We start from the raw sequence: 14830 nt of genomic DNA on the forward strand, positions 1-14830 counted from the left end.
AGGCGGTCGAACTCGCCGGTCAGGTTCGCCGCGTAGTGATCGAGCATGTTGCGCAACGTGTTCAGTTGCTGCATCGCCGCGAACGCTTCACGTGAGGTGAGGTCTGGACTGTAGGTGCGATCGTCGAGTTGGGCGATGAGGTGCCCGTACAGTTCGGCGGAAAGAGTGGTGGTGTCGTGGAACATGGATTCCCCCCTGGATGATCCTGCGATGACTCCAGTGTACACGAAGAAACGTTCGACGCGCAAGTGTTCGAAGATTAATCCACAAGGGCCGCAATCGGTTTCGTCACACCGGTGAACAGCTGTCACAGCGGTGAACGACTTTCCCTGCGGTGAACAGCAGTCACATCGGCCGACGATGTGCTACGCCGTCAACCCCGATTCTGCGCGACAGCCGCCCGGATCAGGTCGCCGAACGCCGAGCCGTCCAACGCATCGTTCTCTTTGATGTCGACGGCGCGGCGGGTGCCGGCGGTGAGGCTGGCGTTGAACACTTTTGCCGGATCGGGTAGGGCGGCGCCCTGGGCGAAGGTGACCTTGATCTTGTCCTTGTAGGTCTCGAGGGTGCAGATCAGTCCGTCGAGGGAGAACGTCGGCACGCCGTCGGGGTTGGACGGCTTGCGCCATTTGATCTCTTCGGTGATGTCGGGTTCGGCCTCAAGGATCAGTGCCCGGATCTCGTCGGCTCGCGCGGCCCGCCAGTCGGTCGTTGTCATGGGAGCACAGTACTGCGACGGGATGCGCCGATCGATCAGGAATCGAGAAGCGCCCGCACCACGTGGTGTCTTAGCGTCGAAGCAGTCGATGATCCCCGGATCGTCACCGCACAACATCGTCACCACACAACGAGGAGACACCACCATGAAGACCATGACCTGCCGCGAACTCGGAGGCCCATGCGACACCGCCCACCACGGCGCGGATGCGAACGAGGTCATCCACGCCCAGGATCAGCACCTCAAGGATGCGGTTGCGGCCGGCGACGAGACCCACCGCAGCGCCGCCGACGAGATGAAGGGCCGGTGGCGTCGGCCGATCTCCGGCATGAAGTGGTACCGGCAGGCGCAGCGTGACTTCGCTGCACTGCCCGAGGATTGAGGCCTCCACCTGGGATTACGTGTCCTGACAGCCGGTGACAGCGTCGCGTCAGCGTGTGACAGGACCGCGTACGGGGGCCTTCCTAATGTCGGTGTCAATACCTGACTCCGACCGTGAGGAGGTCCTCCATGACCACCACCATCACCGCGACCGACAGACCGTCGCGTCGCTATACCTCTCTCGCCGCGGCGGCCATCCCGCTCGCGGCACTGTGCTTGGCGTTCTTCGTCGAGATGGTCGACAACACACTGTTGTCGATCGCCCTGCCGACCATCGGCCGCAACCTGGGCAGCAGCACCACCGCCTTGCAGTGGATCACCGGCGCCTACTCGTTGACGTTCGGCGGACTGCTGCTCACCGCCGGTTCGATCGCCGACCGATTCGGCCGCCGACGCGTCCTGATGGTCGGGCTGTCCCTCTTCGGGACGCTCAGCCTGCTGGTCCTCGCCGTGAGCAGCACCGGTGAACTCATCGCCCTGCGGGCGGCACTCGGGGTGGCGGCGGCCATGATGGCGCCGATCACCAATTCGTTGGTCTTCCGGCTCTTCGACGACAAGACTCTACGGATGCGCGCGATGACCCTGATGATCGTCGTCGGCATGGCCGGATTCGTCCTCGGCCCACTCCTCGGCGGCACCGCCCTCGCACACGTGCGATGGGAATGGCTACTGGTCGTCAACGCGCCGATCGCGCTCATCGCCGGCCTCGGCATCTGGTTCGGGGTGGCGGCCGACCGCCGCGCGGACCTCACCGAGGACCGGCTCGACGTGCCCGGCGCCATCTTGAGCATCGCGACGATCGGGCTGGCCTGCTGGTCGGCGACCAGTGGCGTCGACCACGGGTGGGTCTCGGCGATGACGATCACCTCCATCGTGGGTGCTCTCGTCGCGGGCGCGGCATTCATCTGGCACGAACGTCGCAGCGCCGCACCGATGTTGGACCTCAAGCTGTTCTCCATCGGCACCGTGCGCGGTGCCGCGATCGCGCAGATCGGATCGTCGATCGCCATGGCCGGTGTCATGTTCGGCCTGATCCTGCACTTCCAGTACGCGTATGGCTGGAGTCCGGTCAAGGCCGGACTGGCGAATGTGCCGATGATCGCCACGATGCTGCTGGCCGCGCCGATCTCGGAATGGCTGGCCCGCCGATTCGGGCATCGGATCGCTTGTCTCGTCGGTGCTTTCGCGCTGGCCGGTTCACTGGCCGGGATGGCGTGGGCCGTCGGGCACGGTTACCTGGCCATCGCGGTCTGCATGGTGGTGATGTCGTTCGGTCTGCGGACCGTCATGACGATCTGCGCCGTCGCCCTCGTCGACGCCATGCCGGAGAACCGCACCTCGATGGGTACGGCCCTCAACGACACCGCCCAGGAGGTCGGCACCAGCGTCGGCACCGCAGTCATCGGCACGCTCATCGCGGCCCTGGTCGCCGCACAACTGCCCTCCGGGGCGTGGGGCGCCGACCTTGTCGGCAGCTTCTTCCACGGCGAGCAGATCGCCTACGCGGTACTGGCCGTGCTCGTCGGACTCATCGCCGGCGGCGGTGCGCTCGCGCTGACCAACTCGCACTCCACCGAGGAGGCGCACTGAGAGGCCTCAGACGGTCAGCGGTCGGGCGTCCGGACGACGGTGAACGTGATGCCCGACCGGTGGACGAAGCCGAGTTTCTCGTAGAGCTCGATGGCATTCGTATTGGTCGCGGCGGCGTGCAGGAACGGTGTCTCACCGCGGGCGTAGATGCCGTCGGCGACGGCGAGCACCAAGCGTGTGGCGAAGCCCTGACCGCGGAACTCGGCATCGGTGCATACCGCACTGATCTCGGTCCAGCCCGGCGGATGCAGACGCTCGCCCGCCATCGCGACCAGCGTGCCCTCCCGGCGGATACCGAGATACGTTCCCAATCGGTAGGTTTCGGGAAGAAACGGGCCGGGCTGGGTGCGGGCGATCAATGCGAGCATGTCGTGGACGTCGTCGGCGCCGAGCCGGATCGCCTCGTCGAAGGGACGGGCCGCCACGGCATCGGTGGCGATCATCTGGACACCCGGGCCGCTGATCACCTCCGACCAGCCCTCGGGCAGCGCATCGACACCGGCGGGAATCGCGACCTCCTGCCCCGGCCCGACGAGCTGCGCGAGGTCGGCCCAGGTCTGCGGGTCGGCGGCGTCACCGATCCCGATGAACGGCGAGATCGTGGGCAGATAACGGCGAGCGCGATCCGTCCCTTCACTCAGGTGACGATGAGCCCCGGTCAGGCTCGCCCACATGGCATCGTCGAGTACAGCGGTGTCCGGAGACGTCGAGGCGGTCATCGGTCGGCCCATTCCTTTGCGATCAGTTCGTACGAGCGCACGCGGGCGTCGTGGTCGTGGGTGATGGTGGTGATCGAGATCTCGGACGCACCGGTCGCGTCGCGGAGTTGTTCTAGTTTGTCGGCAACCGTCTCGGGGGAGCCGACGAACTGCGTCAGCACGCGGTCACGTACCAGGTCCCGATCGTCGTCGGTCCATTCCAGTGCAGCGGCCTCGGCCGGTGTGGGGAAGGCGATGGCGCCCTCGCCGCGACGGATACTGCGTACCCACGGTGCATATCCGGTTGCCAATTCTCTTGCCTCGTCATCGGTTTCGGCGATCACCGCATCCACCGACACCGCAACATAGGGCTCCGGTACGTCGGCGGACGGGCGGAAGGCCGCCCGGTAGGCGTCGACGGCGTCGATGACGGTGCTCGGACTGTGGTGGTAGCTGGCGACGAATCGCAGGCCCTTGGAGCCGGCGACCGCGGCGCTCGATCCGCCCGACGCACCCAGAATCCACACCTGGATATCGGCACCCTCACCCGGTGCGGCGTGTGCCGGTAGCCCTTCCAGGCTGACGTAGGTGCCGTCGAGCAGGGCGAGCACGGTGGAGATCTGCTCGTCATAATCCGGGGCATAGGCACCGGGCTGCTGAAGGAGATTCAGCAGATGTGCCACGGCGTTGCTCGAGAATGCCGAGGAGATGTCGTACTGCTTGGGCAGCAGCAGACCGTTCGGCGTGTACGCGTCCTCCTCGTGTGACGCACCGCCGCGCGCAGCCAGGTAGCCCTGTTTGGCCCCGTCCCGCTGGGCGCCCGCGGTCTGGGGCCCCGCAGCAGGCGTCGGCTGCGGCCGAGAAATCGACCGGCCGATCCCGAGATCGAGGCGCCCCGGGTGGAGCGCGTCGACGAGTCCGAATTCTTCGACTGTCGCGAGCGGGGTCCGGTGGCCGAATTGCACTCCGGCCGAACCCAACCGGATTGTCGACGTCGATCCGGCGATCAGCGCGATCTCCACGGCGGGCGACGAGCCGAGCACGCCCGGGTTCAGATGGTGCTCGGCGAACCAGTAACGGGCGTAACCGAAACGCTCGGCCTGTTGCGCGAGATCGATGGTGTTCCGAAGTGCGGTGGCGTTGTCGGAGCCGCTCGATCGGGGCAACAGATCGAGGACGGACAGCGGGATGGGTGCCATGGGATCTCCTATGCGTTGGTCGGCGCTGCGGCTGTGGAAGCGTGCGTGAGCAGGGTGTCGTGGGGCCATGGTCGCGCCGAGGCGGTCGGCAGCCCAAGGTTCTCGCGCAGCGTCGCACCGGTGTACTCGGTGCGGAAGACCCCGCGCTCCTGCAGTTCGGGCACGACCTTCGCGGCGAATTCGTCGAGTCCGGACGGGGTGAGATGCGGTGCGAGGATGAAGCCGTCGGCAGCATCGGTTTGGACGCGGTGATTGATCTGCTCGGCGACCTCGGCCGGCGTCCCGATGAACGACTGTGTGCCGCTGATCTCGACGACGAGCTCACGGATCGACAGGTTCTTCGTGTCGGCGAGGTGCCGCCACTGTTCGATCACGGCGACCGGGTCCTTGGTGATCCGGCTCTTGCCTTGGACGATCGCCGGTGCGTCGAGTTCGGGGCCGACGTCGGGCAATGGGCCATCAGGGTCGTATGCGCTCAGGTCGCGATTCCAGATCTCTTCGAGGAAACCGATGGCGGTGGCCCCGCTGACCTGCTGGCTCCGGATCGCAGCGGCGTTCTCGTGGGCCTCGGCGGTGGTGTCGCCGAGCGCGAACGTGGCGCCCGGCAGGATGAGCAGGTCGCCGGGCGAGCCTCCGATCGCAACCTTGCGTGCCTTGAGTTCGCGGTAATACGTGCGGGATTCGTCGATATCGCGGACAAGGGTGAAGATCCCGTCGGCGTACGCGCCGCCGAAGTCTCGGCCGGCCTCGGAGTCGCCGGCCTGCAGGATCACCGGATAGCGTTGCGGGCTCGCGGGTACCGAGAACTGGCCACGGACGTCGAAGTGGTCGCCGTGGTGGGCGAACGCGCCGGTGTCCGGGTCGCTCCAGAACCGACCACGCTCACCGTCGGCTACGACCGCGTCATCCGGCCACGAATCCCACAGCGTCCGAGCCACATCGAGCAACTCGGCGGCACGTTCGTAGCGCTCGGTGTAGGAGAGGTAGCCGCCGCGCCGGAAGTTCTCACCGGTGAACGCGTCCGACGAGGTGACGAGGTTCCACCCGGCTCGACCGCCCGAGAGATGGTCCAGGCTGGCGAATTGCCGTGCGAGTTCGAATGGTTCGTTGAAGGTCGCGTTGATGGTGCCGACCAGCCCGATGTCGGTCGTCACAGCGGCCAGCGCCGCGAGCACCGGCAAGGTGTCGGGACGGCCGACGACGTCGAGATCGTGGATCAGGCCCTTCTTCTCGCGTAGGCGCAATCCCTCGGCGAGGAAGAAGAAGTCGAACTTGGCGGCTTCGGCAGTCTGGGCGAGATGCACGAAGCTGCTGAAATCGATCTGACTGCCCGCGCGCGGATCACTCCACACCGTGGTGTTGTTGACGCCGGGGAACGCGGCGGCCAGTCGCACCTGCCGCAACGGCTTGTCGGTCATGAGGCCTCCGATGATGTCGCATACCGTGAACGCGGGCGGTCCAGGCCGAGGTTTCCACGTAAGATGTTGGCAGAGTGATTGTCTGGGCGTAGCCCGCGGCGTCGTAGCTCGGGCACCAGTGCATCGCTGATCAACGGGAGGTCGACGGCGTTGCTCGCCGGCCGCAGCCGGATTCCGTCGAGCCCGGCCCTTGTCCATGCGTCGATCAGATCTGCCAGCTCCGACGGGGTACCGGTGAAGATGTCGGCGTCCGTCCCCAGCGGTTCGCCGGCGAGTTCGTCGAGGCGTTGCAGTCGGTCCTCTGCGCGGTCCCGGTCGGTATCCAGGACGACCAACAGATCGCCGAACACCTTCGCCGGTGCAGTGTTTCGTCCCGATACCACGGCGAGGTCCTGTATCTCGGCGCTCACCGCACGCACGTCCGCATCGCTGTGCGGAGTGGTCCAGATCAGATCGGCGACGGCCACCCCGAGCCGGTAGACCTCGGTCGAATGCGCCAGGACGCCGACGATCGGCTGACCTTGCGGTGCGCGGGGAACCGTGAGCGGACCCTTGACCGAGAAGTGCTCGCCCTCGAAGTCGATGTAGTGCAGCTTGTTTCGGTCGATGAACCGGCCGGTGGACTGATCACGGATCTCGGCGTCGTCCTCCCAGCTGTCCCAGAGCCGGTGCAGCACCTCGCCGTAGTCGACCGCCTCGCGGAACGCCGACTTGACGAACGAGTTGTCGATTGCCGTGGCGAGTTCGGTCGGCGTGAGTTCGGGGAACTCGCGGCGTCCGAAAAGCTTTGCCTCGGTGCCGGTGACGCCAACCTTGAGTCGCACACCGGCCCGGCCGGTGCTCACGAAGTCGAGCGTCGCGATGGCCTTGGCGAGGTGAAACGGCTCGGTATGGGTGACCACGGCAGTCGGGATGAGGCCGATGTTGGTGGTACGCGGCGCGATCCGGGATGCGACGAGTACCGAGTCGAGGCGCCCGCGCACTCGGTCGGTACGCGGAATCGGCGGGCCGTAGGTCTCCGATTGCAGAGCCAGGGTGTCGTCGATGGTGAGGAAGTCGAGGAGCCCCCGCTCGGCCGTCTGCGCGAGCTCGACCCAGTACTCGGGATCGACCAGCCGCTTGGCGTTCTCGGCGTCTTCCCGCCAGGCGGCCGGGTGCCAGCCGACACCGTCGAGCGCGACGCCGAGGTGCACGTGGGTCATCGGGTGGCACCCACGGATGTATGCCAGTCGGCGACCACTGATTCGCCACCGGCGAACGAACCGAAGTCGGTGGTCTTGGTGAACGCGTCGATGGCGTAGAGATCGCGTGCGTAGCGCCAGAGTTCACCGAAGGCGGCGAGTCGTGGTGCCCCGGTTCGTGCCGCGGCGGCGTCGTAGCGCACGAGCGTCACGAACAGTCGGACATCGGCCAGAGTCACGTCGTCGCCGAGCAGAAACCGACTGTCCCGCAGACGATCATCAAGCTGGGTGAAGGCCTTGAGGAGGGTCTCTGCCGCCTCGGCAGCACCCGGACCGTCACCGGTCGCCACGTGTGCGGTGCTGTTGACGTCGGCACGCAGCCATGTCTCCAACTCGTCGATCTGTGCACGCAGTGCGGCCGGGTACAGCTCGACCCCACCGTGTGCGGCGACGTCGTACTGCGATGCGAGATCGGCGTCGAGAGTGGCGAAGTCGTTGCTGACAACCTTTCCGGTCTCGCGATCCCACAGCGTGGGGACCGACACGTGACCGTCGAAGTCCGGTTCGGTGCGGTCGTAGGCCTGGCGCAGCAGGGTGAAACCGTTGACGGGATCGGGGCCATTGGCCTCCCGGAACGCCCAGCCCCGGGCGTCACGGTTGCCGTCGACGTAGCTGACGCTCACGGTGTCGGCGAGCCCGGCCAATTCGATGACCAGCGTGACGCGCTGTGCCCACGGGCAGAACCAGCCCGAGTAGACGTGATAGCGGTCGGCGACCGCCGGATACGGCGTGGAGCCGTCTGCACTGATCCGGCCGGTGAACCGATAGAGCGGACGGGTGTCACCGGGTTCCCGAACGATCGTGTATTCGCCGTAGGTGGCGGTATCGGCGGGGCTGGCGTAATTCGGCATGATCAGACTGCCCTTTCTGCAGAATGGCTGGCGAACGAGAACAACGCGGGAGCGTCTTTGTCGATGGTGAGGTCGGCGAGGAGCCGGCCGATGGCGGGGACGAACTTGAACCCGTGCCCGGAGAACCCGGCGGCAACGGCGACCGGACCCACCCGGTCGATGACGAAGTTCGAATCGGGTGTGGTGGCGTAGGTGCAACTGATCGGCGTCAAGGCGTCGGCGTCGACGCCCGGAACCCACTGGCGCACATAATCTTGAAGAGCGGAGAGTTGGCGAGGTTCGGCGGTGAAGTCGCGGTGGTCGGGATCGACGACGGGACCGACCCCGTGGAATCCGACCTTCACACCCTCGAAGCCCGACGAAAGACCGTAGACGCCACCGAATTCCGGGGAGCCGGGAGCATCGGGATCGTGCATGATGCCGAAACTGGGCCAGTCGGTGGCCGGGTCCCGTGGTGTGAAGTGCGCGGGCTGCTCCTGGGTGACGCGGATCGGGGGCAGCGGTGCGATGTCATCGAGCAGTTTCTGCGCCCACGCCCCGGCCGCGACCACCACGCGGCGCGCGAGGTACTCGTGGTCGGCGGTGCGCACGGTCACCGAATCGTCGGCGGTGACCTCGATCGACACCGCCGGCGATCCGTGTCGGACCTCGGCGCCACGCGCTGCCGCGGCCTGCTGCAGCGCGGCGACCGCATTGTCGGCGTGCACTCGTCCGCTGGTGGGGTAGTAGAGCGCCCGGCCGGCGAACGTGATTCCGGGCCACCGCTCGGTTGCCTCGCCGGGGTCGAGCCATCGGTGGTCGACGCCGAATCCGGCGAGCGTGTCGGCGATTTCCGACAAGTACGGGGTGAAGCCCTGATCCACTCCGCCGGTGACCGTCAGCAGCGAGGTGCCGGATTCGGATTCGAGCTCGGCCCACAGCCGTTGCGCTTCGAGCGCCAACTCCACATACGTCCGATCGGCATAGGACGTGCGGAAGATGCGAGAACTGCCGTGCGAGGCGCCGTTGGCGTGGCCGGGGCCGAAGCGTTCGAGCAGCACCGTCTCGACTCCGCGGCGCGCGAGTTGCCACGCCGCGGCCGAGCCCATGGCGCCGCCACCGACGACGACGGTGTCCACTCGGGTGGCGCTCATCGCGGAGACGGACCGTAGCTGAGCTCGACCATTACTTCGTTCCCACTTTCTCGTTGTCACGTTGGGTTTCAAGGGTTGGTATGGCCGCGAGGAGATCGCGGGTGTAGTCGTCGGCGGGATTGGTGAAGATCTGCTCGACGCTGCCGGATTCGACTGCGCGGCCGTCTTTCATGACCAGGACACGGTCGGCGACGTGGTAGATGACGCCGAGGTGGTGGGAGATGAAGACGTAGGCGATACCGAGCTCGGCCTGCAGGTCGGCGAGGAGGTCGAGGATCTGCGCCTGGATGGACACGTCGAGGGCCGAGACCGGTTCGTCGCAGATGATGATGTCGGGGCGGGTGGCCAGAGCGCGGGCGATGGCGACGCGTTGGCGTTGTCCGCCGGAGAGCTGCCGGGGTCGGCGGCCGAGATGGTCGGCGCCGAGGCCGACGAGTTCGAGTTGTTCGAGAACCCGGGTGCGGCGCTCGGATCGGCTGATGCCACCCGCCGCCAGCAGGGGTTCTTCGACGATGCGGGCGACGGTGTGCCGGGGATCGAAGGAGCTCAGCGGGTCTTGGTAGATGACCTGGATGTTCTGTCGGGTTCGGCGTACTTGCTTGTCCGACATGGAGACCCAGTCGGTGCCGCCGATACCGACGCTGCCCTCGTCGGGGGTTTCGAGGTTCAGGAGCAGACGGGCGACGGTGGACTTTCCGGAACCCGATTCGCCGACGATGCCGAGGGTCTCGCCACCGTGGACGGTCAGGCTGACGTCGTCGACGGCGCGGAGTCGTCGATTTCCGGTGAGGACGAAGTGTTTGGTGAGGTTGGTTGCCTGCAGCACAACATCTTCGGAGATCGGTGCGCGTTCGAGCGTCCGGACCCCGTCGCGGGAGGAGAGCCGGGTGCCGCGGGCGTGTGCGACCGGGATGGCGTCGAGGAGTTGGCGGGTGTAGGGGTGTTGCGGGTTGTTGAGGACTTCGCGGGTGGGTCCGTGCTCGACGAAGACCCCGTCCTTCATCACGTAGACGTGGTCCGAGACGCGGGAGACGACAGCGAGGTCGTGGGAGATGAGCAGAAGTGCGGTGCCGTCGTTCTTGCGCTGTTCGAGGAGCTCGAGGATCTGGGCCTGGACGGTGACGTCGAGGGCGGTGGTGGGCTCGTCGGCGATCAGCAGGTCGGGGTCGGCGGCGATCGCCGAGGCGATGAGTGCGCGTTGTCGCAGACCACCGGAGAGTTGGTGAGGGTACTGTGCGGCGCGCAATTGTGGTTCGGGGATACCGACTTTCGTGAGGAGCTCGATCACCCGGGCGTCGACGTCGCTGCGTCCGACGACCCGGTGGGTGTTCAATACCTCACCGATCTCGGCGCCGATGGTGCGCAGCGGGTCGAGTGAGACGAGGGCGTCCTGGAGGACGAATCCGATCTGCCTGCCGCGTAGGCCACGCCATTGGCGTTGCGAGAACTTGCGGGTGTCTTTTCCGTCGACCCGCAGGTGGTCGGCCTCGACGTGTGCGTTGCCGCCGATCAATCCGACGAGGCTGCGGGCGGTGACACTTTTACCCGAACCCGATTCGCCGACGATCGCCACGCTCTGGCCGCGGTTGATGGTGAAGGAGACGCCGTCGACGGCGGAGATGGTGCGTGTGCCGGCGGGGAATCCGACCCGCAGATTGGCCACCTCGACCAGTCGCTGATCGGATGTGCCGGTCTCGCGGGTGTTGTCGGTGAGGGTGGTCATCAGACGCTCCGTCCGTCGGTTCGTCGCTGCAGGTAGTGGCCGACCACGGTCACTGAGAGAACGGTCAGGGTGATGGCCAGACCGGGGAAGACGGCGGGCCACCATGCGACGGAGAAGTAGGTGCGGCTGGCCGAGAGCATGCTGCCCCACTCGGCGGTGGGCGGTTGCGGTCCCAGGCCCAAAAAGCTGAGCGACGAACCGATTCCGATGGCCGAGCCGATCCCGATGGTCGCCAGGACCAGCACCGGACCGAGGGCGTTGGGGACGATGTGGCGGCCGATGATGTTGGCCTGCGTCCAGCCGAGAGTTTTGGCGGCCTCGACGAAGACTGCGCCGCGCAGCCGCAGTACCTCGCCGCGCACGAGACGCGCGTAGCCGGGCAGGGTGACCACGGCGACGCCGATGATGGTGGTCAGGGTGCCGGGGCCGCGGGCGGCGACGATCAGGAACACCAGCAGCAGCCCGGGGATGGCGAGGAAGACGTCGAGTACCCGCGACACCACCCAGTCGCCGACGCGTCCGCCGCGGGCGGCGAACACTCCGACGGCGGTGCCTGCCGCAAGTGCGAATATCGTTGCGCTGATCCCGATCAGGAGTGACGGCCAGGCGCCGTAGACGACGCGGGCGTAGATGTCGCGGCCGTTCTGATCGGTCCCGAACAGGTGGTCCCAGCTCGGGGCCAGCAACATGTCCAGTGGCTCACCGGCATCGGGGTCCTTGTCGGTGAACAGCGACGGGAACAGTGCGGCCAGCGCGATGGCCACGAGGAAGATGCTGCTGAGGATGACCGAGACGCGCAGGCGGCGGATGCGCTGCACCACGGTCTGACCGGCGGCGAAGCGGACCGCCGGTGCGGGATCGGGCCGGACGTCGGAAGCGGTCATCCGGTCACCTTCTCTTCGGTGCGCGATTCGTCGGTACGCGATTCGTCGGGGGCCGCCGCCGCACCGGAAGATCTGGTGGTCCGCAGGCGCGGGTCGAGCCACCCGTATGCGGCGTCGATCAGGGTGTTGACGACGGTGTAGAACGTGGCGGCGATGATCACCACACCGAGGACGAGCGGCAGGTCTTTGCTCGTGACCGCGGCGATGGTCAAGCGGCCCAGCCCTTCTCGGGAGAAGACCTGCTCGATCACGACGGCGCCGCTGATCAGGGCGCCGACGATCCAGCCCCACAGGGTGATCACCGGCATCGCGGCGTGCCGGAGCACGTGGCGCAGCAGGAGCACGGTCTCGCCGACGCCGCGGGATCGGACGGTCACCACGAACGGTTCGTCCAGCGTGCGTTCGATCCCGTGCCGCAGAACCTGCGACAGCAGGGCGGCCGGCGCCGCCGCCAAGGCGATGGCAGGCAACACCAGCGACGAGACGCCTGCCGAGCCCACCGAGGGGAACCATCCCAGCTCGAACGAGAAGATGGTGAGCAGCAAGATGCCGAGCCAGAAGGTCGGCACCGCCACCATCAGCACTTCGAATGACGTGACCGGGCCGCGCAGCCAGCCGGGCCGATTCGCGGTCGCCAACCCCACCACCAGTGCGACCACCAAGGCCAGGATCGCGGCGACGATCACCAGTTGCAGTGTGGGCCACATCTGTTGGCCGATGGCCTCGGTGACCGGCATCCGCAGCGCGTAGGACTGGCCGAGGTCGCCGTGTAGGAGGCGCCCGAGATAGTTGAAGTACTGCACGACGATCGGATCATCGAGTTTGTAGTCGCTGATGATCTGGGCCCGCACTTCCGGCGAGACCTGGGCGGTACCGACGATCGAGTTGACCGCCGACCCGCTGCCCGCGTGGATCACGATGAAGGTCGCGGTGATCGCGCCCCACAGCACGAGGAGCGAGACCAGCAATCGGCGGGCGATCGCCCAGCCCAGAGTCCGCGTGCGCGGAACCTCGGTCGGGGCGGCCACCGTATCGATCACCGTCATTGCGTGACCCAGGCGTCGTAGAACGTGGGGAACGCCTGCGGCTCGAACTTGACACCCTGGACCTTGTTGTTGCGGCCCAGTGCGTAGTTGAAGACGTAGACCGGGAACACCGCGGCGTCCTTGGCGATCTGCTGCTGGGCGTTGCCGTAGAGGGCCGACTGTTTGGTCAGGTCGGTCTCGGCCAGCGCCGACCGGAGATCGGTGTCGACGGCCGGGTTCGAATACCGTGCGAAGTTGGTGCCGAAGTGGTCCGGCGGCTGCGGGATGTTGGACGAATCCATCAGTGTGCGAAGCGCGTCCGGTGATGCGCGCTGCCAGCTCAGGTCCAGCACGTCGTAGCCCTTGGTGAAGATCACCTTGTAGTAGTCGTCGATGGTGATGTTCTTGATCTGGTAGTCGATGCCGAGCTTCTTGGCCGACGACTGCACCTGCTCGAGCAGGGTGTCGCGCTGCTCGCGGGCATACTCCTTGAGGAATGGATGAACTACCGTGAGTCGCTTCCCGTTCTTGGTGCGGTAGCCGTCGCTGTCACGGGCGGTCCAGCCGGCCTCGTCGAGAAGTTGATTGGCCTTGTGTTCGTCGTAGCCGTACGCGGATTCGCTTGCCTTGTTGTAACCGACCGTGGCGGGGCTCAGGATGTTGTTGGCGGGCTGGAAGACCCCGAAGTACAGCTTGTCGACGATGGTGTCCCAGTCGATGCCGGCCCGGAAGGCTTCGCGGACTTTGACATCGGAGAACACGCCGGTCTCCGTGTTGGGGTAGTAGTTGTAGTTTCCACCCGGGGCCGCAGCGGTGTCGACGGTGAATCCGGGGGTCTTCTTGAGCTGGGAGACGTTGACCGGCGGAACGCTGGCGATCGCATCGACCTGGTTGCTGGTCAGTGCGCCGTAGCGGGACGAGTCCTCGGGAATCTCCTGGATGCTGATCTTCTGCAGATGCGCCTTGCCGGTGTGGTCGGCGTTGCCCGGCCCCCAGTTGTAGGCGTCGTTGCGGGTGTAGTCGATGCCCTTGTTCGGGGTGTAGCCGTTCTCGCTGATGAACGGGCCGGTGCCGACGATCTTGCTGCACAGGGCATCTGGGCCGTGTGTGAGAGTCGACGGTGCCTCGATACCGAGATACGCGGTGGAAAGCGATGGCAGGAATGCCGAGTTCGGCTGGGAGAACTTGACTTCGACGTGTGTCGGGTCGATGACGGTGGTGCCGGTGTAGGTCGAGATGGTGTTGGCGGCCAACTGTGACTTGGTGGCCGGGTTGACGATGTGGTCGAGGTTCGCCTTGACCGCATTGCCGTCGAACTTCTCCCCGTTGGAGAACGTGACGTCGTCGCGCAGGGTGAACGAATAGGTGAGTTGGTCGGGCGAGACGCTCCACTTGGTCGCCAGCCATGGATGGAGCGAGCCGTCCTTGTTCAAGGCGACCAGCGAGTCCAGGATCGGACGGGCATAGAAGCCCGCGACGTCGGCCGGACTCTGGTGCGGGTCGAGGCAACTGCCCGGACCCGAGGCGCTGGCGAATCGCAGCGTCCCGCCGTCGACCGGGTTGCCCGTGGCGGTCGCCGAGTTGCTGCTGTTCCCCGAGCTACAGGCACTCGCGATGAGTCCGATCGAGACGGCCGCAAGGAGGGTGGCATTGCGTCGGTGTCTGAATCGGCCGGCTGGTCGGGACATGGTCGTTCTCCTGAGGTAATGGGTGGCTGACATCGGCCTTTGGGGTCCGCTCACAGGCAGGTGTGGGTCGGACAGGGGGACGCGAACCGACTTCGTCGGTCGGGCATGGTTGATCATCGAACTCCCGAATTCACCTCGGGCACCCATATGTGAACCCGCGCTTGCTCCATGCCCGGCTTGGGCTGGAGCCGTGTCCTTTATCCAGGGCACCCCGCCGCGGTGGAGGGTTGCCGACCAGCCAGCTGGAACTTGGCACTGGTACTCGTTGACACAGAGCGATC

At 66.4% G+C, this 14830-nt stretch carries 13 protein-coding genes, 1 pseudogene and 1 riboswitch; of the genes and pseudogenes, 2 read left to right on the forward strand and 12 right to left on the reverse strand.

What is annotated here, in order from left to right:
- A pseudogene (locus tag ACPXB3_RS10780) lies at positions 1–185 on the reverse strand (HNH endonuclease); the annotation flags it as partial.
- 188 nt (positions 186–373) lie between these two features.
- Positions 374–718: a DUF1801 domain-containing protein gene (locus ACPXB3_RS10785; protein ID WP_425705668.1), complete on the reverse strand. Its 345-nt coding sequence runs from the start codon at positions 716–718 to the stop codon at positions 374–376.
- Positions 719–863: 145 nt separating this feature from the next.
- Here ACPXB3_RS10785 and ACPXB3_RS10790 point away from each other — a divergent pair, with 145 nt between their 5' ends.
- A complete protein-coding gene (locus tag ACPXB3_RS10790) occupies positions 864–1100 on the forward strand; it encodes a hypothetical protein (RefSeq protein ID WP_425727573.1) in 237 nt (78 codons plus the stop codon).
- Positions 1101–1228: 128 nt separating this feature from the next.
- On the forward strand, positions 1229–2689 hold the full coding sequence (locus ACPXB3_RS10795; protein ID WP_425727574.1) for an MFS transporter: 1461 nt from the start codon (positions 1229–1231) through the stop codon (positions 2687–2689).
- 14 nt (positions 2690–2703) lie between these two features.
- On the opposite strand, the gene ACPXB3_RS10800 is transcribed toward ACPXB3_RS10795, so the two are convergent.
- From ACPXB3_RS10800 to ACPXB3_RS10845, 10 genes are read right to left on the reverse strand one after another with little or no spacing between them, the layout of a single operon-like run.
- Positions 2704–3408, reverse strand: a complete 705-nt coding sequence (locus ACPXB3_RS10800; RefSeq protein WP_425727575.1) for a GNAT family N-acetyltransferase — start codon at positions 3406–3408, stop codon at positions 2704–2706.
- Positions 3405–4586 (reverse strand): LLM class flavin-dependent oxidoreductase, encoded by a 1182-nt coding sequence (locus ACPXB3_RS10805; RefSeq protein WP_425727576.1) that lies wholly within the window; start codon positions 4584–4586, stop codon positions 3405–3407. Before ACPXB3_RS10805 ends, ACPXB3_RS10800 begins: the two co-directional genes overlap by 4 nt.
- 8 nt (positions 4587–4594) lie before the next feature.
- Positions 4595–6004 (reverse strand): NtaA/DmoA family FMN-dependent monooxygenase, encoded by a 1410-nt coding sequence (locus ACPXB3_RS10810; RefSeq protein WP_425727577.1) that lies wholly within the window; start codon positions 6002–6004, stop codon positions 4595–4597.
- Entirely contained in the window at positions 6001–7206 is a 1206-nt protein-coding gene (locus ACPXB3_RS10815) for an LLM class flavin-dependent oxidoreductase (RefSeq protein WP_425727578.1), read from the reverse strand. Before ACPXB3_RS10815 ends, ACPXB3_RS10810 begins: the two co-directional genes overlap by 4 nt.
- Positions 7203–8096 (reverse strand): glutathione S-transferase C-terminal domain-containing protein, encoded by an 894-nt coding sequence (locus ACPXB3_RS10820; RefSeq protein WP_425727579.1) that lies wholly within the window; start codon positions 8094–8096, stop codon positions 7203–7205. The genes ACPXB3_RS10815 and ACPXB3_RS10820 overlap by 4 nt, the downstream gene beginning before the upstream one ends.
- Positions 8097–8098: 2 nt before the next feature.
- Positions 8099–9229 carry an N-methyl-L-tryptophan oxidase gene (gene solA, locus ACPXB3_RS10825; protein ID WP_425727580.1) on the reverse strand — a complete coding sequence of 377 codons (1131 nt, stop codon included), beginning with the start codon at positions 9227–9229 and terminating at the stop codon, positions 8099–8101.
- 31 nt (positions 9230–9260) lie between these two features.
- The gene (locus ACPXB3_RS10830) at positions 9261–10952 is read right to left on the reverse strand and encodes a dipeptide ABC transporter ATP-binding protein (protein WP_425727581.1); all 1692 of its coding nucleotides are present in this window, start codon (positions 10950–10952) and stop codon (positions 9261–9263) included.
- Positions 10952–11836, reverse strand: coding sequence for an ABC transporter permease (locus ACPXB3_RS10835; protein WP_425705658.1), 885 nt, complete (start codon positions 11834–11836; stop codon positions 10952–10954). The genes ACPXB3_RS10830 and ACPXB3_RS10835 overlap by 1 nt, the downstream gene beginning before the upstream one ends.
- Complete coding sequence (locus ACPXB3_RS10840) at positions 11833–12882, reverse strand: ABC transporter permease (RefSeq protein ID WP_425727582.1); 1050 nt, start codon at positions 12880–12882, stop codon at positions 11833–11835. Before ACPXB3_RS10840 ends, ACPXB3_RS10835 begins: the two co-directional genes overlap by 4 nt.
- A complete protein-coding gene (locus ACPXB3_RS10845) occupies positions 12879–14549 on the reverse strand; it encodes an ABC transporter substrate-binding protein (RefSeq protein WP_425727583.1) in 1671 nt (556 codons plus the stop codon). The genes ACPXB3_RS10840 and ACPXB3_RS10845 overlap by 4 nt, the downstream gene beginning before the upstream one ends.
- A 152-nt stretch (positions 14550–14701) precedes the next feature.
- A riboswitch (SAM riboswitch) is annotated at positions 14702–14820 on the reverse strand.
- Positions 14821–14830: the final 10 nt, after the last annotated feature.

This window comes from Gordonia sp. DT219, from assembly GCF_049847065.1.
Taxonomy (GTDB): domain Bacteria; phylum Actinomycetota; class Actinomycetes; order Mycobacteriales; family Mycobacteriaceae; genus Gordonia.